Source organism: Leptospira dzoumogneensis (assembly GCF_004770895.1).
In the GTDB taxonomy this organism is placed as follows: domain Bacteria; phylum Spirochaetota; class Leptospiria; order Leptospirales; family Leptospiraceae; genus Leptospira_B; species Leptospira_B dzoumogneensis.
Window position 1 is genome coordinate 340956 of record NZ_RQHS01000010.1, and the last position, 25145, is coordinate 366100.

The window sequence follows — 25145 nt, forward strand, 5'->3', positions numbered from 1 at the left end:
TCCCCAAAAAATCTTTCTCTCCGCGGCTTTGCGTCTCTGCGTGAGAATAACTCTGAGACTCTCCCCACTCCGCGTCTCACAACCCGGCTTGTTCGTAAGCTCTTTGCTTATCCTTCTGCACTTGCTCCAATTGTTGGATCATAGTTTGCTGGATGGTTTCTAACTTCTTCTCTTGCTCCGGATCTCCGGATCCTTTTTGAAGATCCACCAAGTATTTTACGATCTCCAATCTGTCCTTGGATTGTTTCTCCATATAATCGTAATAAGTTACGGTTTGGTCCTTGGATGCAGTGCGGCTTAAGACAGCACGAGTCGCCTCGGAAACTCTTTGTTCGAAAACTTTTCTTTGTTCTTTTTCCGCAGGAGTCATTCGGCTAGGAAGAAGTGAGTTATTCGGGAACTTTTCTTTCAGTTGAGCGAACCTTTCCATCTCCTCGTTTGTGTATGGTTTTCCAGTCTGAGGATTTACCGGATTATTCGAATCCGCTGCGGGTGCTCCCGGTTTATTTTCGGAAGAAGGTTCTCCCGCTTCCGGTTCACGGTATTCCGCTTTTCCGGCCTTATAAAAATCCGAATTGGAATCAAACAAGGAAGGATCCGCACCCGTTTTACCATAACCGGAACGCCCGGAAGTGGATCCAGATCCCCCGCCGAAAATACTGGCGAGTGCTTCCGCTTCACTTTGTTTATTTTTGGAGTCAGAACCGTCGTCATCAGTCCAAAATGAGACTACCAATAGGAAGATGAAGAATACTATAAAAACTACTGAAATTAATAATGTACGAACTCTAGTCACGATGAGGAAGCCCCATATTTTTTAGTTGTAAGACCACTCCAAGGTCGAATTCTATCCTTGTGGGTTGTAAATTTAGAATCCAGCAGAGCCTAAAGGCAGGCAACCTAAAAACCCCTGTCGTTCAGGCGGTTTTATTCTCGTTTTTTTTATTTTTTGCCTCATGCGGAACGAATACGGAGGTAACCCAATCCCCTTTTGTGTTCCTGACTCCCGTTGCGGTTCCTCAAATTTTTTCGATCACCGCTAAGTACGATAATCTGGATACTCATAGGCCGGAGTACGATCTAAAGTATTATATCACGAATATGGAACCTCAATTTGTAGGTTATAATCTTTATATTACTTTCGCGATCCCTTCTGCGGGAGAAACTCTAAGTAACGCAAATTTATATTTAGAAAACGGGGTACAACCTTCTTTTCCTCAGTTGGCGATCCAAGCTTCCACTTCTAATATAGTAACGAATACGATCGAAAATTACCAGCCGTTCTCTCCTGTGCAGATGTTCCAAAAATGTGAGGTATACACTTTCACATTAAGAGCATTATTGAATACAGGGATCACTTCTAATATGTCCACTCCGGTCACAAGATGTAGTTCCATTTATCCGGACCATTGTGGGACCAATACCAGTTGTAATCCTAGCGCTTGTACTACTGCGAGCTGCTCTACTTCTACCCAATCTCTTTGCCCTGTCGGAACCGCTTGTAATCCCTGTACTAAGGGAGTTGCTGCCACAGGTTGTGCCTGCCCTGCGGGACAATCTCCGCCGGGTTGCAATCTATGAGCGAAGCTCCTAACTCTAAATTTACCGTACGACCAGGAGCTGCTTACGTAGTTGCCACTCCCATAGGAAACTTAGAAGATATTACCTTCAGAGCAGTACAAGTCCTGAAGCAGGTGGATGTGATCTATTGCGAAAATTCTTCTCATAGCAGAAGACTTCTGCAGACCTATAATATTCCCACCCAGGCTCGGACCTTATATAAAGACCAGGGCGCTGAACCTTATAAAGGTATTATAGAAGATCTGAAGTCCGGAAAAACTTTGGCTTTAGTTTCAGATGCAGGAACTCCTGGAGTCTCAGATCCGGGCTCTCAACTAGTGCGGATCTTAAGAGAAGAGAATATTCCAATCGTTCCTATCCCAGGGGCAAGTGCACTTACCTCAATGTTGTCCGTTTCCGGCTGGCAGGTGCAACCTTCACTCTTCTTAGGTTTTTTATCAGAGAAGAAGGGCAAAAAAAGAAACCAGCTCAAAGAATGGGAAAACTTCGAAGGAGTTCTTACCATCTTCGAATCCGTTCATAGAATTAGGGATACTCTGTCCGCTATCAGGGAAATTTTTCCGAATTCTCCGATTCTTTTAGGAAGGGAATTGACCAAAATCCATGAGGAAATCCTGAAAATAGAACCTGTTCAGGCCTTGGAATCCCTGAAATTCCCGGAAAAGGGCGAATTTGTAGTATTAATCTATACAAATCCTAAAAAAATGCTTAACGGACGTGTCGGAGATGCCGATACTTTGGAGTGAGAGGGAAAACCCATGACTATCGATAAAATAGGCGGCATTGGCGGAGGATCTTACGAGCCACGTAAGTCGACTCCTGTACGCAAATCTGAATCTAAAGAATCATTTGATAATATTTCTATTTCCGACACTGCTAAACAAAAAGCTTCGGAAGCTCGTATCCAAGCGGAAGTGCAAACGATCGCACAAAAGATCGTAGCAAGCCCGGTGGATTCTGAACGCTCTACCAAGCTGAAAGAAGTTAAGGAAAAACTTAAGAATGGAGATTACGATAATCTCAGCCCTGAGATCTTGAACGCAGTTGCTGATCGTATCGCAGAATCTTTCTTAGGCCGTTAATCCATAATTAAATCCGGAATTGTTTCCCTTGGATTCCGGATTTTACATACTTCCTCTCAATTAAAAGGGAGAACGACACACAATGCCGATACTCCCCGACTGGATCAATTTTAGTTTTCCCACCAAAATCCATTTTGAAGTCGATTGCGGCTTTAAAATGGGGAACTTCGTCAAGAACATAGGCAATCGTGCGGTCATTCTTTCCACTCAAAGCGAGTTGGAGAATATGGACGAGTTCTCCATCATCAAAACTTCTCTAGAGAAACATATAGATGGTGTGATCCTCTATGATAATATAGAGAAGGAACCTACATTAAAAGAATTAGATACTGCCGCTTATTTTGCCAGGATCTCCAACGCAAACTGTATCATAGGTTACGGTTCTTACGAAAGTTTAAATACTGCTAAGTTAGTTGCACTTCTCGCAAATAACGACGCTTTCGCAGAAGATGTTTTTATTCTTAAAAAAAATCTTAGGCTTAAAAAACCTATCCCTCTTATCCTAATCCCTACTCATCCGGTGATGGGTCTGGAATGTTCTCCTACTGCTACAGTGTATATGGATGACGATAGAACCGTTCGTTATTTCGCGAATGAGTTCCTTTTCCCCGAGATGGTGATCGCCGACGCTAAGATCAGCAGCTTTATGACTTCTGCGGACGTTGCGAAAGTCGGAGTGGGAATTTTAGCTGCCGCAGTAGATAGTATTCTTTCTAAATATTCAAATGAACTTACGAACTCTTCTTCTTTAAGAGCGATAGAGATCATTTATAAAAACCTTGTGCCTGCGATCAGGGACCCTAAGAATCTGCAGTATAAAAACGCGATCTTTGGTGCAAGTTTACTTGTAGGAATGTCCCATTCTTCTAGTTCATTAGGACTTTGTTATGCACTTTCCTTGGCTGCTTCTAACCTAACGAACTTGGATGTTTTCCAGGCAATGTCCATTCTTCTTCCCCACGTAATGGAATATAACCTCACCTCTTCCGCGGGTAAATATGTGATGATCGCAAAAGCCCTAGACGAGGATATCACCAATATTTCCGTGATCGAGGCAGCCATCAAAGCGGTGGAAGGTATCCGTAAAATTTATATAGAACTTAAGATCCCTCAAAGGCTTTCTGAATACGAAGTTCGTAAGATAGATCTTCCCGGGATCGCAAGTCTTGCTTCTTCTTTTCCTTTCTTGGATTCCCTTCCTAGGGAACTTCCTAAAAACGAGATCGAGACCATTCTAGTCGCAGCGTTTTAAAGATTTTCACGCAGAGGCGCGAAGTCGCAGAGTCGATTTTTTTATAAGGTTTTTGGTATGTAGGAGTTCCTACATGCGCTAAAGTTGGTCGTCCTGGTGGAATTCCAATAACCGACCCTCCGCGTCTTTGCGGCTCCGCGTGAGAAAAAATCTTCTTATGTCGGGAAAAACATTTGAAAGGCCTGATTAAGGTCCAAAAATGGAGACTCATGAGCGAAGAATCCATAGACACGATTATCGGGGAAGACATCCAATTCCGAGGCAAACTACGTTTCAATAACGCACTGAAGATCAAGGGCCAATTCAAGGGCACCATTGAGACCACAGGCTCATTGATCGTGGGAGAAACCGGAAGAGTCGAGGCCGATATCGAAACAGGGACCCTGGAAATCGAGGGAGATCTAAAAGGAAATATCAGCGCTGCCTCCAAAGTTTCCGTCCGTAAGACTGGAAAATTAGTCGGAGATGTTCGCACCCCGGATCTTGAGATCGAATCAGGAGCAAAATTCAGCGGAAATTGCATCATGTAATTATGCCCCAGCATGGACCGGATTTTCAGAACCTACCAAATTCTTCCATACAAGGTCTAACTCCCCTCCAGTCCCATGTGTTCGGGACAAAATTCGGAGGGGTTTCTGATCCTTCTAAGATTCTCACCCAAAATATTTCAGATCTTCCTTCTCCGTTCTTATTACCGGACATGGATGAATCTATCCGCATTCTTCAAACAGCAGTTAAAGAAAACAAGTCCATCTTACTCTATGGGGATAGGGACAGCGATGGTGTTTGTTCCACAAGTTTACTCGCCAATTTTCTAAGAGGAATTCATCCGGGAAAACTCACAGTCAAAACTTCCAGCGAAGAAGATTACGGACTATGCGAACCTGCGATGAAATATGTGAGAGAAGTCAAACCCGACCTGCTCGTAACACTTGACTTCGGAACAAGCAATAGCGCGGAAATAGAAGAATTGAACCAAGAAGGAATGCAGGTAGTGGTCCTGGACCACCATGAAATTCCGGACAGAATACCTTCTTCTTGCAAACTTATCTCTCCTAAAAGAGGAGATTCCCTTTATCCTACGGAAAAGATCTGCACTTCCGTTATTTCCTGGAAACTGATCACTGCATGGCTTTATTCTACATTAGAATATTATAATTCTTTGGTCTGGATACCGGATGGAGAGACATTTTTCAGCGGTTCTCTTGTAAAAAACGGGATCAAACTTTTCCAAGGAGACAAGTCGGAAGCAGAAAAACGTTTTTCCGGGACTTTTATAGATTGGCCTACAACTTCTAAAACTCAGTATCCTGAAAGAGAAGTTTTCTATTCTCAAATCCATTCTTCTCCTGCGATCTGGGAACAAGTCCTGAAAAATCTAGATCTTGCTTCTATCGGAACGATCACCGACATGATGCCTCTTGTGGGAGAAAATAGGATCATAGTCAAAGAAGGTTGTTTTACTCTACAAAAGATCAAAACGGGAGAATTTTCACATCGTCCCGGTTTGGAAAAACTTTTCTCTCAATTGGATCTAGATAAGAAGAAGGTACTCTCCAGAGATTTGGGATGGAGCATCGGTCCCGCATTGAACGCTGCCGGCAGAATGCAAAAAACGGAAGCTGCACTCGGACTTCTTCTTTCGAACTCGGATAAGGAAGCGGAATCTTTGGCAACGGACCTTCTCAAATTAAATGAAGAAAGAAGAGAGAGGACCAAAAGAAATTTATTCAGGGTAGAAGGTTTTCTAAAAAGAAAAAGAGAAAGAACAGAAAGACCGATCCTTTTCTGTTATGAGCCCGATTTTGAACCTGGAGTTTCAGGGATCGTTGCCACAAGACTTGTGGAACAATACAAAAGACCCGTCGTATTCATAGCGCCCGATCACGGACATGCAAAAGGAAGTGTAAGAGCTTACGGAAGTGAGAATGTTTTAAACCTTCTCAAAAAAGCGGAGAATGTTTTTCACCAATTCGGCGGTCATAAAGAAGCGGGAGGATTTTCTCTTTCCATAGACCAGATCCCTAAACTTGCGGAAATTCTTTTCCAAGAAGCGGGAAGCTGGCTGGAATCGGAAAATATTACCGGCTTACAAGAAGAGACGAAAAGTTTGGTGAGTCTAAGACCCCAAGAGTTAAGAGAAAACTTATATACAGAGCTTGGATTATTCGAACCTTTCGGTATGGAAAATCCTGCTCCACTACTTTCCATAAAAGGAGCAAGAATACTTTCTTATCGTCCTTTGTCGGATGGCAAACATGCAAGGTTCAAAATTTTAGCCTCTTCCGAATCCATACAATGTATTGTCTGGAATAAGGCGGAAGAATTCTCGAAAACTTTAAGAGATAAAGGTGAGTTGGATCTTTGGGGTAGTTTAGAAGAGAACACTTTCAGAGGCAAAACAAGCCTTCAGTTCGTGATCCAATCTTTCGAATGATCAATATCAATCCGATTCGTTATAATCGGAATTTTCGGAACTCGCTTCCGGCTGTTGTTTGGACTGTTCCCCGTTTTGACGGCCGCCCTTTCTGTTACGATCTTTGAATCGACCGCCGCCGCCTTCTCTTTCTTTACGGTTTCGGTTCGGACGTCCACCCTGTTGTCCGCCTTCTCTTCTTCCTCCGCCTCCGCCTCCGATACTATTCGGTAGAACAGGTCTTTTGCGAAGTGAAATTTCCCAGAAGAATGCAGACTGTAGAGCCTTATCATTATTGTCCGCGATCGCATTGATCTTATAAACGTAAAACGCGTCGTAGAAGAAGTCTTTCTTACGGAAAAAATTGTTCTGAGAGGCTTTATCGTCTTCTATATGAGTAAATCTTTCCTGAGACGCAAATACCTTGATCAGTCTTTCCTTATCTTTTTTAGGAGTTCCTAATCTTTGGAAAATCGGCTCCAAAGCGAGTTTCAAAGAAGCAACTAAATGCCCCCCGCTCTTCTTAGTTAAAGACTCTTCTGCAAGATCGGAAAATAAAAGTGCATAAAATATCTGAGGAGTAAGCTCCTCTCTTTCGGAAAGAAGTTTGTCTGCGATCGCCAAACGTTTCCCTACTCTGGTTTCCAAAAACTTCTCTCCGAAGTCCGGATTTTTTTTGCGTTCTCTCTCGAATGCTTCTTTGAGTAAAACTTCTAAAAGAGAATTTTGGGCCATTCCCTGGAAAATAAGGGAAGTTCTCCAGGTGCGGAAAATTTTATTATATTCTTCCAACATACGGGAAGAGGAGGCTTTTTCCAGCTCGTGTACATTCTTCTTGATAGATTTGGAAGTTCCCTTATCTATTTTAAGACCAAGCAGCACGGCAAATTTTACTGCACGCAACATTCTCACAGGATCTTCTCTAAAAGAAATATCCGGATTTCCGATCACTCTGAGTTGTCTGCTTTGGATATCTTCATATCCGCCCACATAATCCACGATGGAATCATTGCGGATATCATAGTATAACGCGTTGATCGTGAAGTCTCTTCTGGCAGCGTCTTCCTGCGGAGTACCGAATTTGTTATCTCGTTTGATCAGATAGTCCTGATCCTCTACATGTTTTTCGAAACGATGTTCCGGAAGAGAACGAAAAGTACTGACCTCGATCACCTTTCCCTTAAAAAGAATATGAACGATCTTAAATCTACGACCGATGATACGGCAGTTATTAAAGATTTTTTTAATTTGATTCGGAGTCGCGTTGGTGACCACGTCGAAATCTTTCGGTTTGCGTCCCAAAAGAAGGTCACGAACTCCCCCACCCACGATATAGGCCTTGTATCCGAATTTGTGGAGACGGTGGATGATCTTTACCGCATCCTCGTCGATCATTGTCTTACGGATCGGATGAGAATCCCGATAGAACCTCCGTCCCTCCGGATAAATAAGAATGTCGTCGACGGATCCTATTTTTTTCTTGAAGAGATTGGACAGAAATTTCATATGATGGGATAGTTAAGTCCTATAATCCCCGTCGGACCCCTACCTGCAAGTAAAAATCTATGAACAACGAGGCAAAGTTCGAAGACCGCCCCAGAGCCGCAGAAAGGCTGAAGATCAAGTATCTTCGTTTACGTTCTTCCTGGCTAAAAATCAAAGAAAAAGGCTCTCGCAAAATTTCTTTCCTACTCGTACCTCACGATCACGAAGCTGTGCTGAATGTGGAGCTTAGCGTTTTTATGGCCGCGTTTTTAGGAGTGCTTTCCGTCCTACTTTTTCTACTCGCGAGTGCATTCGTGGTCTATATGAACTTCTTCTTTGTACCGAATCGTGAGTTGATCCGAGAGACCGACAATAATGTCGGGCTGTTTCTTTATTATAACTCTCTTCTAAAAGACGCTAAGAAAGAAATTTCCGGATTAGAAAAAAAGACGGAACAGTTAAACCTAGTCGCCTGGGAAGAAGTTCCCTGGAAAAGAATTCTCACCTTCGATTATGTACCTGAGTTCAGCTTAAAGAAAAATGTTCCGGAATCTTCGACTAACATGGATCTATATTCGGATACTGTGGAAGGTTTTGCAGAAAGAAATATTGAATTATACAAGATCAAACATGCCTTCCAAAACGCATTCGATTATTTGGAAGAAAGAGAATCCATTCTATACGCGATGCCAAGAGGCCGTCCTTTAAAACCCGGAGTAGGATTTGTGACTTCTACTTTCGGAGGAAGGGTGGATCCATTCGGTCTAGTGGAGATGGGAGAGTTCCACTCAGGCATAGACTTTGCTGCAGGCGAAGGAATTCCTATTTATGCGACGGCTCCAGGTGTGATAGAAGATAATGGACAGTCCGCAGGTGGACTCGGAAAAAGTATTCGTATCAATCACTTGAACGGATTTTATACAGTGTATGGACACTGTTCCGTAGTCTTTGTAGAAAAAGGACAGATTGTCACAAGAGGCCAGCATATAGGCAATGTAGGTTCCACAGGAAAGGCCACAGGCCCTCACGTACATTACGAGGTCCATATAGGTTACGATCCTCCTATGGATCCTGCAGAATTCGTAAATATGGAATAAATTTTAATCTCTCCGAAACTTTCCCGATTCGGGGAACGAATATAAGGGAAAAAAGATCCAAAGAAGGAACCATGTATAAAGTCATAGATATTCCCGGACTAGTACCTTTCGTCCAGAAATACATCAGCAGCGGTTGGGAAGGAATTTCCACATTCAGCATTTTAGTAGTCATCGCATTTTTAGCGGCTTCCTATCTCCTGCCAAAAGAACTAGAAAGAAGAAACTTAGAACCGTCTCATGCAGATTGGCTTTTGATCTTAGGGGTTTTTGGAACATTCGTAGGCGCTAAGGTATTTTTTATCTTCGAGATCTGGGACCAAATATTCGTAGATACCCCGGGATTTGACGGAAAGTATCTATATCCACTCACCCACGCCGATGGTTTCCCAGGTCGTCCAGGACTTTGGTCCAGCTTATTCTCCGGAAGCGGTTTGGTATTTTACGGAGGATTCCTATTCGGGATACTATTCATTAGCTTATACATGATCCAAAACAAATTGGATGTAAAATCCTACTTGGACGCTACGATTCCAAGCATGGCATTGGGTTATGCGATCGGTAGATTAGGATGTTTTGTTTCCGGAGACGGTTGTTACGGATTTGCGACTCACCAACATATCCCACTTTTAACATTCACCTACTGGCCGACAAGTGCCGTTCCAAGCGGTGTTCCAGTTTGGAATACTCCTGTCATGGAAGCATTCGTATCTTTTCTATTCTTCATCTATTTCCAAAAATGGGCAAGATTCCAAAACTTCAAAAAATTCAGCTTAGGCGCTCAATATTTGATCCTGCATGGACTTGCTAGATTAGCGATTGAATTCTTAAGAGTGAATAAGGCAGTGATCCCATTCTTTGATCCACCGGTTCAATCAAACATTCCGGGAGCAACCGGAGAAACTACTACCTTCTTAAACGGATACTACTGGCATGGATTTTCTCAATCCCAGTACGTATCTATCGCGATCATACTGGTAGGGATTTATTTCTTAGTGAAATGGAAACTCTGGGAGAAGGAGCCGGTCCCGGCTTAAGGAGACGCGGAGTTTTAAGAGGCACAAAGCTTAAAAGAATTTTTCGCACGGAGTTCACGGAGAACACAGAGGGAATTTTAAATCACGCAGAGGCGCGGAGCCGCAGAGGGTAAAAAAGATAAGTTTGTTGGAGTTCCAACACAGCTTCTGGTCCTTCGTTGTATAACTCGTAAGAGTTCCTGCAAAGTTATTACCAAGAATCCTTCGCGTGATAAAAACTCTGCGTCTTAGCGTCTCTGCGTGGGATAAAAAACCTGCGACTCTGCGTGAAAAACCCTCTGTGTTCTCTGTGCCCTCGGTGCGAACCCTTGGCAGCTATTCGCCTGAGGCGTGGATATTCTCACCTTTGATAGTGCGGATCATATCAGCAGTATTCAAATAATTCGTAGTTTTAAAAAGGACCTTACCGTCCGGGGAGAAGATCACAAAGAATGGAAGTCCGATCTTTAATTCAGGAAATCTAGGATCATTCTCATATATTAGAAAATCCTTATCATCGTCCTTGATCTTTAAAAGAATGGTTTTGCCGAGTGCCTGGTTCAAGTTCGTATCGGATAAGGTAAGGTCCTCGAAAGCCTTACAGTTAGAGCACCAATCCGCATAAAAATCCGCAAATACCAAACGATCTTCGGTTTTAGCTGTCTCGAATGCGGTATCGGAAATCCTATGCCACTCTAGATTCCCATGTTCTTCCACTAGATCCTTCTTGATCCCGCCGGGAGCAACACCCCAGCCTGCAAGCCGGATCAGGATGGCGCTGGAACAGATCAATCCGGTAAGAAGTAATGCTTTCTTCATTCTTTCAGTGCGAAGAAGTGATGCCGGTTGGTAAAAGTATGCAGTTGCTAAAACTCCAAGAGCAGCAACCAGGATCCCAAGACTCAGATCGAGAGGAACGGACCATAATTGCATTGCCTTATTATAATAAGACCATGCAAAATAGAAGACCACAAATCCTAAAACGATCTGTATCCATCTGGTCCATCTACCTCCACGAGGAAGAGAAAGACCGAACACTCCTAAAAATAAGAACGGCAATCCAAGTCCTAGTCCGAACAAAGCCATCTTGAATGCGGAAACAGCTAAAGAATAAACGCTGATACTTTGGACCCCTGCAGTCACTTGGATCAAAATCGCAACTACGATCGGACCTACACAAGGAGAAGATAAAAAACCTGCTCCCATACCCAAAAGGAAAGTCCCCTTCCATCCTTGGCATCCTTTCCATTCTTTTACGGGAAAAATCGGTAAATGCAAAATTCCTAATGAAGCAAGTCCCAATAAAAAAATAACTACGGCTAAAAATAGATTCGTTCCAGGAAATCTTAAAACAGTATTGAACGCTCCGCCTGAAATTCCCGCCACAAGACCGAAGCAAAAATACATGGAAGCCAGCCCGGCATAATACACCAAAGGGTGGAACATTTTGTTTGTGGCGGTTTCCCCCCTTGCTTTTATAATCCCGACCGTGATCGGATACAAAGGATAAACACAAGGAAGGAGGCTGGCACAAAGCCCTCCCAAGACCAGAAAGATCGCGGAATGAAATCCGAACTCTGAACCGGAAATTCCCGTCTCCAACCATCTGTTTAGAGAAGACATCCAGGATTCGGAGACTACCTGGGATTGGGCTTGCAGGGAGCTAGTTAGGAAAAAGAAGAATATTAGAAGTCCGGCTCTTTGACCAGACATTAAGGAGAGAAGGATCCGAATTTTCTTCATGAGATGGACGATTAGACCCAAACAGGATTTGTCTTTCTCCTAAGATTCATTATCGGCTCCATAACCTCGAAACCAAGTTGCGATTTCTAAAAGTATGGTCAATCCTGAATTCCCGGATCGGTGACCCCTAGATTTGGTCCGTACTTGTTTGGACGAAGCGGAAAGGTAGAAAGGACAGAAAAAGCCCGATCCTTTCCTAAAAAAAGACCGGGCATGAGCTGGATGGCTACTTCAGATGGCGAACTGAAGAGTGAGTGAGAAATAGGTACTATTTCGATCGAAATTGAATTGTTTTTGGTTTTTGATCGCGTCTCCCGCGTAAAGGACAGTGGCTCCTGCCCAGATGGAGAAGTAGTCATTGATCTTCTTGATATAAATCAGATCATATTCCAGTAAAAGTCTGTGCCCAGGTTGCCAATTTTTCAGGAAAGGATTATTGGCAGCGTTTTCGGTACTTCCTGTAACAGTTTTGTTCGCAACAAAATTACCGTTCGCATCGTATCCGGTTGTTCCAGTAACTGCGTTCCTATTACCGTCATACCATGCGTCTTGGACCTTATCCTTGCGAATATCATAAATTGCGAAAATGAATCTTCCCCAAGTATCATCATAGTATTGTAGATGAATGGAAGAAGTTCTTACGTTCGCCCAGAAGGCAGCGTTTGCAATACCGTTCCCTGAGTCAAAATAAGGGAATCCACCGGATCTTGTAGCAAATAGTGGATCCCAAGTTGCGGATTTTCCGTCGGTTCTGTTCGGGTCACCGGAGGCTCTTGCAAATTGGACTCCCACACGGAAACCTTTATAGTTATAACCTGTTTGAGCCAAAAAGAAGGAAGCGTCATGCTGAACAGTTTCCTTGTAGGCAGCATGTTTGTTCGCACCGGATCCGATGGTAGTATTCAGAGTATCCCAAGAAGCGTTTATTGTCTGACCGGTGCTTCCTGTTTGGGCCGCATATTCTACACCCCAGTCCCAGGATTTTCCTGCAGGAAGACTTCTACCGGAAGCGGTTCTATTGCTCAGACGAATACCGGTAGTGAATAGATTATCTCTACCGTTTGTTCTTAGATTCGGATCCACAAGTGGACCGGAAGCGGTAGTAGTATTGTACTTTTTGATAACACCGATCTCATACAGATCTACCACTAACTCTTCGGAAGGTTTCCAAGTATTGTATAAGAATGCAAGATAAGTATCATTCAGCGCGCTTGCTCCGCTGACTTTCTGGCTATTCGCAGTTACAAATCCGTTCGGGCCATTACTCTCTTCTGCAAGAACGGTATAACCTGCATGAGTAGACCAAGTCTTAGTATCGAATGCAACTCTTACCCCATCGAAAGAGTTACCGATCTGACTATCGTTACGAGCACCGATGATCCTGGAATCCCCATAAGAGAAAACCTGACGACCTAAATACATTTTTGTATAAGGAAGAAAATCTTTCCAGATCACATAAGCTTCCCGCACATCCGTATTATTTTTTACCGGGATTTGGCTTCCCGGAGCGTATGCAGTCCCGATAGAATTTGTGAAAGAAGTTGGACCGTATCCAGTCCCACTTGGGTCTTTATATTGTCCATACAAACGAGTGTCTTGGATGGTCAATTTTACCGCGAAGGATTCGTTGATATCTAAGAGTGTCCAGAACTGGCTGTTTTGCGTAACGTAGTTCTTGGAATCACTTGTGGATTTGTCAAAGTCTTGGTTATTAAAATTTTCGAATCTAGGACGGATCTGAATACCGAAACGAAGATTATCAGTGATCCAAAGATTTGGACTTTTTTTAATCGAATCCTGGTGTTCAGGAGTTAAAAGTAAAGTCCCGAGTAATTCCCCATCTAACTTACCCTTCCAAGGACTTTTATAAGGAACAGCAGGAGCTTTATCCTTCTCCTTATCTTTGTCCTTAGCATCCGAATTACTAGTCGGAGTTGCAGCAGGAGTCTGGGTAGAAGGAGCAGTGTTTTTTTCCTCCGAAGCGACCGGCTTGGCTGGAGTAGTCTCCGCCTGAGTCACTGTCTCTTGCTTAGGAGGTGCTGCATCTTGGGCCCAAAGGGTTCCCAATCCGAAAAGCCCGAAAGACAAAAAGAGTCGAACTGGCAAGAGTGAATATTTTTTGTTCCGACTCGGTCGGCTCGTAATTGTATTTTTTAACATATGGGGAGTCCCTTATTTTGGATTAAAATCCAATATAGCGGATATAAATTAGAGTTTAGCAGATTTTGTAAACAATTTATTTGATATTTTCCTAGATTTTTTGACCTTCAGTCGCTTTTTTGAATAGAAAACTTACATTTAATATGACAAATCGGCATTTCCTCTGCTAAAGTAGAATATTCCGAAACTTCTTTTCCATCCAGGATTGCGCGGAAAGACCGATAGAATAAGATAGAATGCTTAGAAAGACCAAATATATAGCCAGGGCCAGCATCTTAGTCTTTCTGCTATTCTCCCCTACATTACAAAAATTGAATCCAATTCCAGTCTCCATCAGCACGGAACCTGACTTGGATTATAATTACGAATACGAGAAGAACGGTGTATATACCAAGTTTTCGGACTGGGTACCCTATAAACTCCATAAATGGGAACCGAAATTTTTAGAAGACTACTACGAGATGTATGGTCTTAAACTTCATTATAAAGAGAATGAACTCAGAAGGAATATATTCTTTCTAAAGGCCGGATTACAAAAAAGATTCCGTCATCCAAGGAATGCACTCTGTAGAGTAACCAATGAAGAAGAATATCATAAATACAGACTTCTGATCTTTATGCACATGAATCTGCAGATCATGAGATCCTATATGAGGATAGCTTCTCAATTCGACAAAAGACATTTATATTTTTATAATTTAGATTTTGCACACGAGCTAAAACAATCCTTCGAAGTTGCGGATTCATTTTATAAAGAAGCTATTCCTTATTGGGAAGCTTCCAGAAAATACGCAGATCAAGCTTCAGAGATAGATTATGATCTGGATCTAGGCACCATAGAAACGGAAAGATACGAGATCATCACTGGCAAGCTGGACTTCGGGCAGATCATTTCCGATCATAGGGAAAGGCTGACTAAAAAAAGAGAAACCGTGGGAGCTTATCTGGCAAAATATCCGGAAGCAGATAAGCCGAACCTAGATCAGATCCCTTAGCTGCATTCTCACGCAGAGGCACGGAGTCGCAAAGTTTTCTTGCGTTTTGTTGGAATTCCTACATCCCACCTCTCTGCGGCTTAGCGGCTCTGCGTGGAAATTATTTCTTCGCATTTCTATCTCTCTGCGTGCCCATAAAAAAACCCCGAGAAATCTCGGGGTTTTTTAATCCATACTGAATTCTTACAATTAGCAAGAATAAGTAGTAAGGAACTCGAACGGGTGAGGACGTCCTTCCCAAGGCCAAATTTCGGTTTCGAATTTGTATGCTTTGTAGGTTTGGATGAACTCTTCGGTAAATACGTTTCCTTTTTTGAAAATTTCTTTACCTGCCAACATATGCTCCACTGCTTCTCTGAGAGTATGAGGCATTTGTTGGATGCCTTTCTCGCGGATCTCGTCCAGAGAAAGTTCGAACAAATCTTCTTCCCGAGGTGGTCCCGGATCGATCTTGTTCTGGATACCGTCGATTCCTGCCATAAGCAATGCGGCAAATGCAAGATAAGGGTTCGCAGAAGAATCTGGGAAGCGGAACTCAACACGTTTAGCTTTTTCGCCGCTAACGAACGGAATTCTCGCGCAAGCGGAACGGTTCTGAGCGGAATAAGCTAAGATCGCAGGAGCTTCGAATCCTGGAAGAAGTCTCTTATAAGAGTTAGTGGAAGCGTTAGTGAAAGCAGCTACGGTTTTTCCGTGCTTCAATACACCGCCGGTATAGTTAAGAGCAAGCTCGCTCAAACCTTGGTATCCGTTACCTGCAAATAGGTTTTTGCCATCTTTCCAAATGGATTGGTGGCAGTGCATACCGTTACCATTGTCTCCGTAAAGAGGTTTTGGCATGAAGGTAGCAGTTTTTCCCCATTTATGAGCAACGTTCTTAACAACATATTTCAGTTTTTGAACGTTATCTGCCGCTTCAATAAGGGTTCCGAATTTAACTCCGATCTCTCCTTGTCCTTGCGCAACCTCGTGGTGAACCACGAAAGTTTCCATTCCGATCTTATGAAGAGTTTTAACGATATCAGCACGAAGATCCACTTGAGAATCCACAGGAGCTACCGGGAAGTAACCACCTTTGGTTCCTGGACGGTGTCCAGTGTTGATGGAGCCCGGCATATCGGTGTGAGAGTTCCAAATACCTTCGGAAGAATCTAATTCATAATACTGAATATTGATCGCGTCTCTTACTTTTAAGCCGTCGAAAATGAAGAATTCGTTCTCTGGTCCGAAATATACGGTGTCACCGATCCCGGAATCTTTCAAATATTTCACCGCATTTTTAGCGATGGAACGAGGGCATTTTTCGTAAGCTTGGTTCTTATAGATGTCCCAAACGTCACAGAATACTACAAGAGTAGGATCTGCAGTGAATGGATCCAAAAAGATGGAAGTCGGATCAGGGATCAACTGCATGTCCGATTTGTGGATCGGCTGCCAAGCAGGGATGGAAGAACCGTCAAAAGGAAGTCCTTTTAAAGTGTCTTCTTGTACGGAATCTACGTGGTAAGAAACGTGGTGCCAAGCTCCTTTAATATCCGTAAAACGGAAATCGTAGAAAAGAATCTTGTTCGCTTTTGCGAAAGCGATCACTTCTGCGGCATTTTTCGCCATTGATACTTATCTCCTATATCTTTGTACTAGGGGTCTCTAATTCGCACGCGAAAAGCGTGTCCTGCTTAAGCTTATGCAAGAGATGTGCCAAATCCTAATACCCATCCTGCAAGTATCTCTTCTCCTTATAAAAAAAGAAGGAGCCCCTTGAAAAGCAGTCCATGCTCAGGCTAAAAATCCTTGAACCTGAGGCAATCAGTAAAAAACTCCGATTGAATGGATTCGATAGAATTTTCAGCCCCGAGGTCTTGGATCTATCTGTCCTTTGTCTTGCGCTAGTTTGGTACACTACGCTCAAAATATAATCATGGGAGAAACCATGCAAACCCTTGCCAAATGGCCTAGTCCATCAGAGCTTTCTTTTTCAGACGGGAGAGATTCCGAATCAGGAATTCCAGATTCCAAAGAATATTTTCAATCCGTCTTGGCATGGGCAAAGGAGAATGGAGCGGAAGAATATTTTTTAGCTCCTTTGGAAGAATGGGTTCCTTCTTCTCAATTGTTTTCTACCCTTCCCTCTTATCCGGTCCGCGCGCAAACGGAGATCCCGAATCCAGTTACCTTCTCCTATTTACTCCCTCCGGTATTATTCGGAAAAAAACTTTGCTTCTGGACTTCCGAAGGAACTAGCTTAACGGACTCTTATATTCATGTTTTAGAAAAAATCGAAAGATCCGAAGAACAACTCGGCAGAATTTTCGGAACAGAGATCCGTTCTATCCCTGAGATCGTTTGGAAAGAAGAAGAGAAACATTCAAATTCTCTACTATTAGAAAGAAAATTATGGGGAAGAAGAGAGAATGGAAAAAGAGTTTCTTCCTCCTTCTCCTTGGCGAAGGCGTTTTTTGTAGGATCTTTGACGGATATCAGAGAGATCTATGAATACGAATTAGTTTCCGGATCTTCTTCCGAGTTAGAGGCCGCGATCCAAAAGTTTTTATACAAAAGAGCGGATTCCAAATACTTCTCCCTATTATCCGCTTTGGGAAAAATCGGATCCGAGAATGGATTTGTTTTTAAACCGAAGATCTATTTTTCATTCGGACTACAACTTTTACTACTCTCTTCCGTTCTTGCAGAAGCATACGAAGAATTAATTTCTCGTTTCATACAAGAAAGACCCCAACAAAAAGACGCGTTAAACAAGTTAGAAGAATGGACTCAAAAAGAATTCCATCCCAAAACGGATGCCGGAATGGAAGCGATCTTTGAAGAAAAAGTCGTTCATTTACTGGATAAATATTCAGACAGAACCGACAGATTCCTTCTTAAACAATTAGAAAAAGAATATGCGCATTCTCAAAAAGATCTATCCGAACATTTCCAGCTCAGGAAGAAGGAACTAGAAGAAAAACTGATCCCTGACCTTCTCTCCCAACTAGAATCTCATTCCAAACTTTCCTTTCCGGAAGAGCTAAAATCAGAATGGGAAAATTTAGGGAAAACATTACAGACTCGTCTCGAAAATTTTCTCTTAGAAAGAAAAAATTTACCGAATTCGGAACAAAAAGGGAACGGAAAAACACCCGAAAGCTGGAACATTCTAATCGGGCAAAGGTCTGATTAAAGAATATTGGGCCGATTTATCCTAGGAAAGGTTTCGAATCACCCGGAGAGAAATCTTTGACAAGGCCGGTATTTCAAAAAAAATGACCGGTAAATACCTTTTAAGGTATTTCCTAGGAATAACGGCGACGTAGCTCAGCTGGTTAGAGCAACGGAATCATAATCCGCAGGTCCGGGGTTCGAATCCCTGCGTCGCTAGGTCCTTTGGAGAAAACACACCCATGAAAAAAACAATCCTCGCAACCCTAATCTTGCTCGCTACGGTTTTCACCGGATTCTCCTCGGTCTCCGCTCAAAGCCAAGCATGCAACCAGATCTGTGATTTTTATACAACTTGTGTAGAAGGACAAAAAAAGCTTAGCGCTGCAGATAAACAAAAAGTGGGAGCTGGATGTTTAAATACATGCCGCAAAAATTATTCAGCAGTTACTTCTTGTTACGAAACTCATTCAGGCCAATGTACAGCTTTTAATAGCTGCCTGATGGACAGTTATAAAGGTAAAAAATAATCCTTAAACAATTCGATCGGGTACTTGTAAAAATGCCCGGTCGAAATCCTTAAAGACTGGATCCAGTCCCTTCTTCCTTAACATCTCCGTAAATTCTTCGATCTTCCTAGTATCTTCTATTTCGAATTGTTTTAATTCTTCTCCGCCTGAATATCCTCCGGGATCCGTTCTGGATTCCACAGACATATGAGTGATAGGCATTCCGGCCAGATGGTTTCTCATCCGAATGGATTCTCTTGTGGATTGAACAAGTCCGCTATCCGGTAAAAAAAGCCTAAGTGCAAATAAGAACCGAACATACTCTCTATCAGAAACAAAAATTGTCTTATCGAACTCACCTTGGGCAGGCCTCATTCTAGGAAGAGAGATTTGGATGGTAGTTCTCCAATATTTTTTAGAAAGATAATGTGCATGTTCCCCTAATCGGAACATTTCTCCATACGGATCGGAAAGTCCGAGAAGTGCGCCTACTCCGATCCTTCTAAATCCCGCAAGTCCTCCTCTGTCTGGAGCATCCAGTCTATATCTCATATTCTTTTTCATCCCACGCAGATGATAATTGGAATAGACCTCCGGATCATAAGTCTCTTGGTAAACTACCAGACCTTCTACTCCTTCTTCTATCAATACCTCGTATTTTTCCCGGTCCATAGGATAAATTTCAATGGAGATAGAATCGAAATAAGATTTTAAGATACGAACCGCAGATCTCAAATATTCTAAATTCGTGATAGAGTAATCTTCTCCGGTCAGGATGAGAAGGTGTCTGATCCCCTTGGAATGTAGAATTTCCGACTCTGCCCGGATCTCCGACTCGTTTAAAGTCTTTCTGGGGATCTTATTTTCAAAACTGAATCCGCAATAAACGCAGGAAGATCTGCATTCGTTGGAAAGATACATCGGCATATAAAGAGAGATCGTATTTCCGAATCTTTTTTTGGTCCAGTCTAGCGCGAGTCTCGCCATCTCTTCCAAATAAGGATCAGCAGTCGGATGGATTAAAGAGAGATATTCCTCGAAATTGAGCGGTTTTCCGCAGTGAGAACTATGGAGTGCGGATTCTATATCGATTTTAGATTTAGATAATACTCTTTCCTTCGCTTCTGAGAAGGAGATTTTATCAAATAACTCCGTGTACATTTCTGGATTCTTCTTCTAAAAATCCCGTAAGAGGACTAGAAGCAGATGCTTGTTTCGAAGTTTTTATTCCGGAATTGGAATATAATCTGGAGATCCTTCCTGCCTCGGTCGCGAGTTTGAATGCGTACGCTGTTTTTGCAGGATCTTTTGCGATCGCGATTGCAGTATTTACAAGAACTGCATCCGCACCCAGCTCCATCGCTTGCGCAGCATGAGAAGGTAATCCGAGTCCTGCATCTACGACCACAGGTACATTGGATTGTTCTATGATAATTTCTAAATTTGCTAAGGTGCGGATCCCTTGGTTGGTGCCTATCGGTGATCCTAAAGGCATTACTGTAGCGCAGCCTGCTTCTTCCAAATGTTTACATAAAATCGGATCAGCGTTTATATAAGGTAAAACGTTAAATCCTTCTTTTACGAGGATCTTTGCGGCTTTTAAGGTTTCGATCGGGTCCGGAAGAAGATACACTGGATCAGGAGTTACTTCTAGTTTTACCCAATCGCCCCCGCCTAGTTCTCTGGAGAGTCTTGCTAGGCGGACAGCTTCTTCTGCGTCTCTTGCGCCACTCGTATTAGGTAAAAGTAATATTCTTTCCCGGTCAATTTTGGTCAGAATATCATCTTCCGTCGAGGACAGATCCACTCTTCGTAGTGCAACAGTCACTACTTCCGTTCCGGAAGAATGGATCGCTTGCTCCAAAGAAGTGCCAGAAGAGAACTTGCCAGTACCTAAAAACAGTCTGGATTTGAACCTTCTGCCTGCGATGATTAGATCGTCTGATTCCGCCACAATTCCAGATTATACTGCTTCGGTCGCTCTTCCAGCAAAATCTCTAGCTTCGTCCAGTCTTAAGCTGATAATTTTGGAAATTCCAGGTTCTTCATTTGTGACTCCGAAGATTGAATTTGCCCTATGTATCGTAGACTGAGCGTGAGTGATCACTACAAACTGTGACTTGTCTTTGAACTTATCCAAGATCTGGCAGAAACGAAGTTTATTCGCCTCATCAAGCGCTGCATCTATCTCATCCAAGAAACAGAATGGAGAAGGTTTTACCATATAGATCGCAAACAAGAGTGCGATCGCAGTTAGGGATTTTTCTCCACCGGAAAGTAGTCTTAGGTTTTGGACATGTTTGCCTGGAGGCTCTGCCATGATCTCAATACCGGCGTTTAGGCTGTCTTCCCCGTCTACGAGTTCGAGCATTGCTCTTCCCCCATTGAATAAAGTGGAGAATGTTTCCTGAAAATTCGTTCTGATCCTTTCGAATGTTTCTCTGAAAAGTTTTTCCGACTCTTCGTTGATATTTTTCAGGATCTCTGTGATATCGTTTTTGGATCTTTCGATATCTTCTTTTTGAGTGCGATGGTGCTCGTAGATCTCTTTTACGTTCCTATATTCTTCGATAGAAAGAGGATTAATGGAGCCAAGCATTTGGATGTCTGACTTCAAACGTTTGAGTTTTGTCTCACTTTCCCCTTTTTCAGGTTTTTTGTCTTTGAATTCGTCCGCAAGTTCCTGCTCGGAGATAGAATAATCGTTGTAGAGTTCTTCTGAGAAAGATTCCAGTTGGACCTTATAAACGGAAACTGCCTTTTCCTTTTCGGTTAAGATTGGGAATAAGTTCTTATAATCTTCTTGGTTTTTCTGGATCTCGTTTTTAAGACCTTGGATCTCTTTTACTATATTTCTAAGTGCTTCTTTTTCGGAATCAAGAGCACGGCTCATTTCCAAAAATTCGTTGTATCTGTTCTCGATCTGTTGTTCCAGTTCGATCACTTCTTTTTCGAATTCCGTTTTTTTAGCGCCGAGTGTTTTGATAGATTCTTGAGCCGCCAAAATCCTTTTTTGGGTCTCTTCTATCCTTTCGGAAAGAGACTTAGCAGATTCTAGTTTTGCATTCTTTTCGGAATTTAATTCTAAGATCCGTTTTTCTAAATAAACGATCTTTTCACGGATATTCTCAGATTCTTCTCTAAGAGACTCTATAGTTAATCCGGATTCCTTAATAGACCTGGTCAGATTTTCGTTCTCTAAGATCAGATCTTCTATCTCTTGGTCTAAACCTTCTTTTTGAGATAAAAATCCGTCTCTATCGAATAATAAACTACGGATGCTATCTTCTAAGGAGAAATATTCCCCTAATTGAGATCTGAACTTTTCAGTTTCCAGTTTTCCAGCCAGATAAGAGATTTTGTTTTTAGTCTCTTCTCCAGTATAAGAATCCAAAGCGGTTTTAAGTTCTGTTTCGACAGAATGAATTCTATCAGCTTCTCCCAGTAGGAGTTCCTTCAGACGATTTCTTTCCTCTTCTGTAGATTGGGCTTCTTTTTTACGGGATTCCAACTGAGAAATCAGATCGAAGATTACTTCTTTTAGTCTTTCTCTCAGTTCCACATGTCGTTTGTCATTGGATTGGATCCGAGTTTCTTTCTCTTGGATGGAAGTATTCTCAGATTCTATCCTTACTTCGATCTCCGTTTTATTTTTACGAAGATCTTCTATTCCAAGCTCTAAGGATTTACTTTCTCCTTCCAGATCGATCGCATCTTTTTCCAACTTCTCTTTATCGATTTGTAGAAGGCTTTGTGCGGATTCTTCCTTAGTTAAGGATTCTCTAATATCAGAAATACGATCCGAATAATCTAGGATAATTCCTTTATTACTTTCTACCTTGTCTTTTTGGATCTGGGTTTGGGTGAGATGGTCCAAAAGTTTTTTGTCGATCTCTGCAACCTTCTTCTCTAAATCAGACTTATGATGATCTAATTCTTCGATCCTGCCGGTTTCTGCGGAAATTCTTTCGAGTAGAACTACGTTCTTTTCTTTAATTTCTTTTAATTCATTCTCAGAAGTCTCATGCTTCTTAGTTAAGGTGGAAAATTTGATATAACGAATGATCTTATCAGTCTCATCCAATTCTTGTTTGAGTCTGAAATATTCTTCCGCCTTCTCCGCTTGTTTTTCCTTAACTTCCATCTCCTTCTTCATCGTATTCATAATATCTTGGATACGAAGAAGGTTCTGGTTGGTGTCTGAAAGTTTTTTAAGAGCCTCTTGCCTTTCCATCTTGAATCTGGAAATACCCGCGGCCTCTTCGAAGATCAGCCTTCTCTCTTCCGGCTTGGAATGAAGGATACGATCCACCTTTCCTTGTTCCATGATAGAGTAACTTGATTTTCCGATACCTGTATCGAGTAAGATCTTTTCGATCTCTTTACGCTGCACACGAGAATCGTTTATTAGATATTCATTATTTCCATCCGCGTATAATCTGCGCGTCAATTTGATGGTCGGATAATCCATCTTGATAAGTTTGGAAGAATTATCGAAAACTACGCTGACTTCGGCGAAACCGGCAGGCTTACGAGCTTCCGATCCGTGAAAGATGACATCGTCCATCTTATCACCGCGAAGACCCTTGGCGGATTTTTCGCCGAAGACCCATTTTAAAGCGTCGACTATATTCGATTTTCCGGAACCGTTAGGTCCTACAACTGCGGTAAATCCCGGATCGAGAAGAACTTCTGTCTCGTCCGCAAAGGTCTTGAATCCAACAATATTCAGGCTTTTGAGATACATATGTATTTTTGTGTTTCTTTGGGAAATTGATTGCAAGTGACCAGAATCGGGCGGACTCTGGAATGCTTAGGAGTATTATGTCTCACGATCTCCCGGAAAAAACAAGAGAAATATTCGGGAAAAAACCCTATCTCAGCCTGTATTTCCAAAATCCTCCTACGGAAATGTTGGAGTTCCGACTGGAAGCGGCTAAAAACCAAAATGAGTTCTTTCTCTCCAAAAAAGGAAGAGCCTTAGCAAGTTCAGTTTCTCCTTTTACCCAAGCAAAAAGACAAGTGGACTCGGTCTCCATACAATCCACAGACCTGGTCGCAGTTTTAGGGCTCGGAAACCCGCATTTGATCCGAGAAGTAGAATCCAAATTAGAACCTGGGCAAATTTTATTGCTCATAGACAAGGACAGAGACCTGCTTTTTCCACTCTGGGAAGAATGGTTGGAACCTGTGATGGAAGTCCCCGGAAGACATTTATTCTTGGGGGAAAATTCTCTCTCTCTTTTATGGAATTATTTAGAGTCACTTCCGGTTGAAAGAGTTTCAGGCATCAGAATTTTGAGAAACGCAGCAAGTGTTTCCTTAGAAGAAATGTTCTATGCGGAAACGGATATAAGACTTAGAAAAATTTTATCTTCTAAGATGAGTGATCTACTCACCAAATTCGAATTCGAAAGGATTTGGGTGAGAAATTCTCTTGTAAACACTGCAAATTTTTTATCTCCACCAAGCCCTAGGACTAAAATAGAATCCTTAAAAGAAAAATTTGACGGAACACCTTCCCTTCTTGTATCCGCCGGGCCAAACCTGCGCAGACAATGTGAGTGGATTAAAAGTATCAGAGATAAAGTTTTCGTAATGTCCTGCGATACTTCTCTCAAAGTACTTTTGAAATACGGGATCATACCGGATGGAGTAATGACATTAGATGCACAAACTCATTCAGTATTCCATTTTCTGGGAGAAGAAGATACGGTCAAGATCCCATTATTCGCGGACCTGGTCAGCTCTCCTCCTATATTAAGAAATTTAAAATTTAAGTCGGTGGTCCATAGTATCACTGCAAAATATCTGGTAGATGCTTCCGGAGAATTAAAAAGAGAAGCCACCGCAGGAAGTTCCAGTGCAGAATCCTTGCTCGGCCCGATCGGAGACATACAATCCGGAGGAAGTGTCGCTACAACTGCATTTGATCTACTCAGAAGTCTTGGATGTAAACCCTGCTTTTTAGTGGGCCAAGACCTTGCCTATTCAGGAAGAGAGATCCATTCTACTGGAACCCATCATAATGAAAAATGGCTCACTTTACTTACCAGAAAAACAAGTTTAGAAAAAATTAATGAAGCTGTGGTCCGAAAAAGAGACACAAGATACGTTCCATCCGTCACAGGCGGAGAAGTATTAACAGATTACGTATTGGACTTATACAGGCATTGGTTTGAAGAATCTTCCAAATCCCTGGACTTTCCTGTCTATAATGTAAACACGCAAGGCGCGAGAATAGAAAATGCAGAGAACATAGGCCCGGAAGAAGCCACCCAGATCCTAAATGGATTCCAGAATCATCAATACTTCTGGCAAAAATTGCCCGCTTGGAAACCGGAATTGATCCAGGAAACCCTGGTAGGATCTCCCATAGATTTCAAAAAAGAACTCTTAGAAACGATAGATATGATCAAAGACGAATTCTCTAAACCGGAAAAAAAAGAAGAAGCGTACGCAGATCTACTTTCTCTTTTCCGGAACACATTAGGTAAATGGGAAGATCTAAGATATTTGATCAGAAAAACGGAAGTGTACATTCTTCGTCATAAAGATAAGCTGGACGAGGCCCGCAAAAAAGAATTATTCTTGGGTGCGATCCTGAAAGAGTTTACCGGCTTGAGAAGAAAGCTGCTTGCGGGAGACTAGAGAAA

At 42.3% G+C, this 25145-nt stretch carries 20 protein-coding genes and 1 tRNA gene; 13 read left to right on the top strand and 8 right to left on the bottom strand.

The features are described from left to right. Positions 1–76: 76 nt before the first annotated feature. Complete coding sequence (locus EHR06_RS07435; RefSeq protein ID WP_425269484.1) at positions 77–796, bottom strand: LIC_20245 family lipoprotein; 720 nt, start codon at positions 794–796, stop codon at positions 77–79. A 77-nt stretch (positions 797–873) separates the two neighbouring features. Here EHR06_RS07435 and EHR06_RS07440 point away from each other — a divergent pair, with 77 nt between their 5' ends. From EHR06_RS07440 to recJ, 6 genes are all read left to right on the top strand, one after another. Continuing rightward, positions 874–1581 (top strand): LIC11073 family putative lipoprotein, encoded by a 708-nt coding sequence (locus EHR06_RS07440; protein ID WP_425269492.1) that lies wholly within the window; start codon positions 874–876, stop codon positions 1579–1581. Then, positions 1578–2327, top strand: a complete 750-nt coding sequence (gene rsmI, locus EHR06_RS07445) for a 16S rRNA (cytidine(1402)-2'-O)-methyltransferase (protein WP_135756410.1) — start codon at positions 1578–1580, stop codon at positions 2325–2327. Before EHR06_RS07440 ends, rsmI begins: the two co-directional genes overlap by 4 nt. A gap of 12 nt (positions 2328–2339) precedes the next feature. Then, positions 2340–2663, top strand: coding sequence for a flagellar biosynthesis anti-sigma factor FlgM (locus EHR06_RS07450; RefSeq protein ID WP_008592868.1), 324 nt, complete (start codon positions 2340–2342; stop codon positions 2661–2663). 82 nt (positions 2664–2745) lie between these two features. Beyond that, positions 2746–3915 (top strand): iron-containing alcohol dehydrogenase, encoded by a 1170-nt coding sequence (locus EHR06_RS07455; RefSeq protein ID WP_100707025.1) that lies wholly within the window; start codon positions 2746–2748, stop codon positions 3913–3915. Positions 3916–4124: 209 nt separating this feature from the next. Then, positions 4125–4445 carry a bactofilin family protein gene (locus EHR06_RS07460; RefSeq protein ID WP_010515397.1) on the top strand — a complete coding sequence of 107 codons (321 nt, stop codon included), beginning with the start codon at positions 4125–4127 and terminating at the stop codon, positions 4443–4445. A 2-nt stretch (positions 4446–4447) separates the two neighbouring features. Then, positions 4448–6352 carry a single-stranded-DNA-specific exonuclease RecJ gene (recJ, locus tag EHR06_RS07465; protein WP_135756411.1) on the top strand — a complete coding sequence of 635 codons (1905 nt, stop codon included), beginning with the start codon at positions 4448–4450 and terminating at the stop codon, positions 6350–6352. Between the two features lie 6 nt (positions 6353–6358). Here the strand turns inward: recJ and pcnB are convergent, their stop codons facing one another. Next, a complete protein-coding gene (gene pcnB, locus EHR06_RS07470) occupies positions 6359–7837 on the bottom strand; it encodes a polynucleotide adenylyltransferase PcnB (RefSeq protein WP_135756412.1) in 1479 nt (492 codons plus the stop codon). 59 nt (positions 7838–7896) lie between these two features. Here pcnB and EHR06_RS07475 point away from each other — a divergent pair, with 59 nt between their 5' ends. Both EHR06_RS07475 and EHR06_RS07480 read left to right on the top strand, forming a co-directional pair. Then, positions 7897–8913, top strand: coding sequence for a M23 family metallopeptidase (locus tag EHR06_RS07475; protein WP_135756413.1), 1017 nt, complete (start codon positions 7897–7899; stop codon positions 8911–8913). 71 nt (positions 8914–8984) lie between these two features. Beyond that, complete coding sequence (locus EHR06_RS07480) at positions 8985–9947, top strand: prolipoprotein diacylglyceryl transferase (RefSeq protein ID WP_135756414.1); 963 nt, start codon at positions 8985–8987, stop codon at positions 9945–9947. Positions 9948–10262: 315 nt separating this feature from the next. Here EHR06_RS07480 and EHR06_RS07485 read toward each other — a convergent pair whose 3' ends face one another. Beyond that, positions 10263–11669, bottom strand: coding sequence for a cytochrome c biogenesis protein CcdA (locus EHR06_RS07485; protein ID WP_135756468.1), 1407 nt, complete (start codon positions 11667–11669; stop codon positions 10263–10265). 231 nt (positions 11670–11900) lie between these two features. Beyond that, positions 11901–13736 (bottom strand): alginate export family protein, encoded by a 1836-nt coding sequence (locus EHR06_RS07490; protein WP_244288532.1) that lies wholly within the window; start codon positions 13734–13736, stop codon positions 11901–11903. A gap of 329 nt (positions 13737–14065) precedes the next feature. Here EHR06_RS07490 and EHR06_RS07495 point away from each other — a divergent pair, with 329 nt between their 5' ends. After that, positions 14066–14824 carry a hypothetical protein gene (locus tag EHR06_RS07495; protein WP_135756416.1) on the top strand — a complete coding sequence of 253 codons (759 nt, stop codon included), beginning with the start codon at positions 14066–14068 and terminating at the stop codon, positions 14822–14824. A 189-nt stretch (positions 14825–15013) separates the two neighbouring features. On the opposite strand, the gene glnA is transcribed toward EHR06_RS07495, so the two are convergent. Next, positions 15014–16435 carry a type I glutamate--ammonia ligase gene (glnA, locus tag EHR06_RS07500; protein WP_135756417.1) on the bottom strand — a complete coding sequence of 474 codons (1422 nt, stop codon included), beginning with the start codon at positions 16433–16435 and terminating at the stop codon, positions 15014–15016. A gap of 319 nt (positions 16436–16754) precedes the next feature. Between glnA and EHR06_RS07505 the strand changes: the two genes are divergently transcribed. The 3 genes from EHR06_RS07505 (at position 16755) to EHR06_RS07515 (ending at position 18510) form a co-directional block, all read left to right on the top strand. Beyond that, positions 16755–18002 carry a hypothetical protein gene (locus EHR06_RS07505; RefSeq protein ID WP_135756418.1) on the top strand — a complete coding sequence of 416 codons (1248 nt, stop codon included), beginning with the start codon at positions 16755–16757 and terminating at the stop codon, positions 18000–18002. A gap of 123 nt (positions 18003–18125) precedes the next feature. Further along, a tRNA-Met gene (locus tag EHR06_RS07510) sits at positions 18126–18199 on the top strand. 23 nt (positions 18200–18222) lie between these two features. Further along, positions 18223–18510, top strand: a complete 288-nt coding sequence (locus EHR06_RS07515) for a Cys-rich protein (RefSeq protein WP_135756419.1) — start codon at positions 18223–18225, stop codon at positions 18508–18510. A gap of 3 nt (positions 18511–18513) precedes the next feature. Here EHR06_RS07515 and thiH read toward each other — a convergent pair whose 3' ends face one another. Genes thiH through EHR06_RS07530 form a run of 3 tightly spaced genes read right to left on the bottom strand, consistent with a single transcriptional unit; the run spans position 18514 to position 23236 of the window. After that, positions 18514–19650, bottom strand: a complete 1137-nt coding sequence (gene thiH / locus EHR06_RS07520) for a 2-iminoacetate synthase ThiH (protein ID WP_135756420.1) — start codon at positions 19648–19650, stop codon at positions 18514–18516. Beyond that, positions 19631–20443, bottom strand: a complete 813-nt coding sequence (locus EHR06_RS07525) for a thiazole synthase (RefSeq protein ID WP_135756421.1) — start codon at positions 20441–20443, stop codon at positions 19631–19633. The genes thiH and EHR06_RS07525 overlap by 20 nt, the downstream gene beginning before the upstream one ends. A 9-nt stretch (positions 20444–20452) precedes the next feature. Further along, positions 20453–23236, bottom strand: coding sequence for a chromosome segregation SMC family protein (locus tag EHR06_RS07530; protein ID WP_135756422.1), 2784 nt, complete (start codon positions 23234–23236; stop codon positions 20453–20455). Positions 23237–23313: 77 nt separating this feature from the next. Between EHR06_RS07530 and EHR06_RS07535 the strand changes: the two genes are divergently transcribed. Beyond that, positions 23314–25140, top strand: a complete 1827-nt coding sequence (locus EHR06_RS07535) for a motility associated factor glycosyltransferase family protein (RefSeq protein ID WP_135756423.1) — start codon at positions 23314–23316, stop codon at positions 25138–25140. The last annotated feature ends 5 nt before the right edge of the window (positions 25141–25145 follow it).

Coding starts and splice junctions, on each gene's coding strand:
- rsmI (WP_135756410.1), top strand. CDS start 1,578: ATGAGCGAAGCTCCTAACTCTAAATTTACCGTACGACCAGGAGCTGCT.
- EHR06_RS07450 (WP_008592868.1), top strand. CDS start 2,340: ATGACTATCGATAAAATAGGCGGCATTGGCGGAGGATCTTACGAGCCA.
- EHR06_RS07455 (WP_100707025.1), top strand. CDS start 2,746: ATGCCGATACTCCCCGACTGGATCAATTTTAGTTTTCCCACCAAAATC.
- EHR06_RS07460 (WP_010515397.1), top strand. CDS start 4,125: ATGAGCGAAGAATCCATAGACACGATTATCGGGGAAGACATCCAATTC.
- recJ (WP_135756411.1), top strand. CDS start 4,448: ATGCCCCAGCATGGACCGGATTTTCAGAACCTACCAAATTCTTCCATA.
- pcnB (WP_135756412.1), bottom strand. CDS start 7,837: ATGAAATTTCTGTCCAATCTCTTCAAGAAAAAAATAGGATCCGTCGAC.
- EHR06_RS07475 (WP_135756413.1), top strand. CDS start 7,897: ATGAACAACGAGGCAAAGTTCGAAGACCGCCCCAGAGCCGCAGAAAGG.
- EHR06_RS07480 (WP_135756414.1), top strand. CDS start 8,985: ATGTATAAAGTCATAGATATTCCCGGACTAGTACCTTTCGTCCAGAAA.
- EHR06_RS07485 (WP_135756468.1), bottom strand. CDS start 11,669: ATGAAGAAAATTCGGATCCTTCTCTCCTTAATGTCTGGTCAAAGAGCC.
- EHR06_RS07495 (WP_135756416.1), top strand. CDS start 14,066: ATGCTTAGAAAGACCAAATATATAGCCAGGGCCAGCATCTTAGTCTTT.
- glnA (WP_135756417.1), bottom strand. CDS start 16,435: ATGGCGAAAAATGCCGCAGAAGTGATCGCTTTCGCAAAAGCGAACAAG.
- EHR06_RS07505 (WP_135756418.1), top strand. CDS start 16,755: ATGCAAACCCTTGCCAAATGGCCTAGTCCATCAGAGCTTTCTTTTTCA.
- EHR06_RS07515 (WP_135756419.1), top strand. CDS start 18,223: ATGAAAAAAACAATCCTCGCAACCCTAATCTTGCTCGCTACGGTTTTC.
- thiH (WP_135756420.1), bottom strand. CDS start 19,650: ATGTACACGGAGTTATTTGATAAAATCTCCTTCTCAGAAGCGAAGGAA.
- EHR06_RS07530 (WP_135756422.1), bottom strand. CDS start 23,236: ATGTATCTCAAAAGCCTGAATATTGTTGGATTCAAGACCTTTGCGGAC.
- EHR06_RS07535 (WP_135756423.1), top strand. CDS start 23,314: ATGTCTCACGATCTCCCGGAAAAAACAAGAGAAATATTCGGGAAAAAA.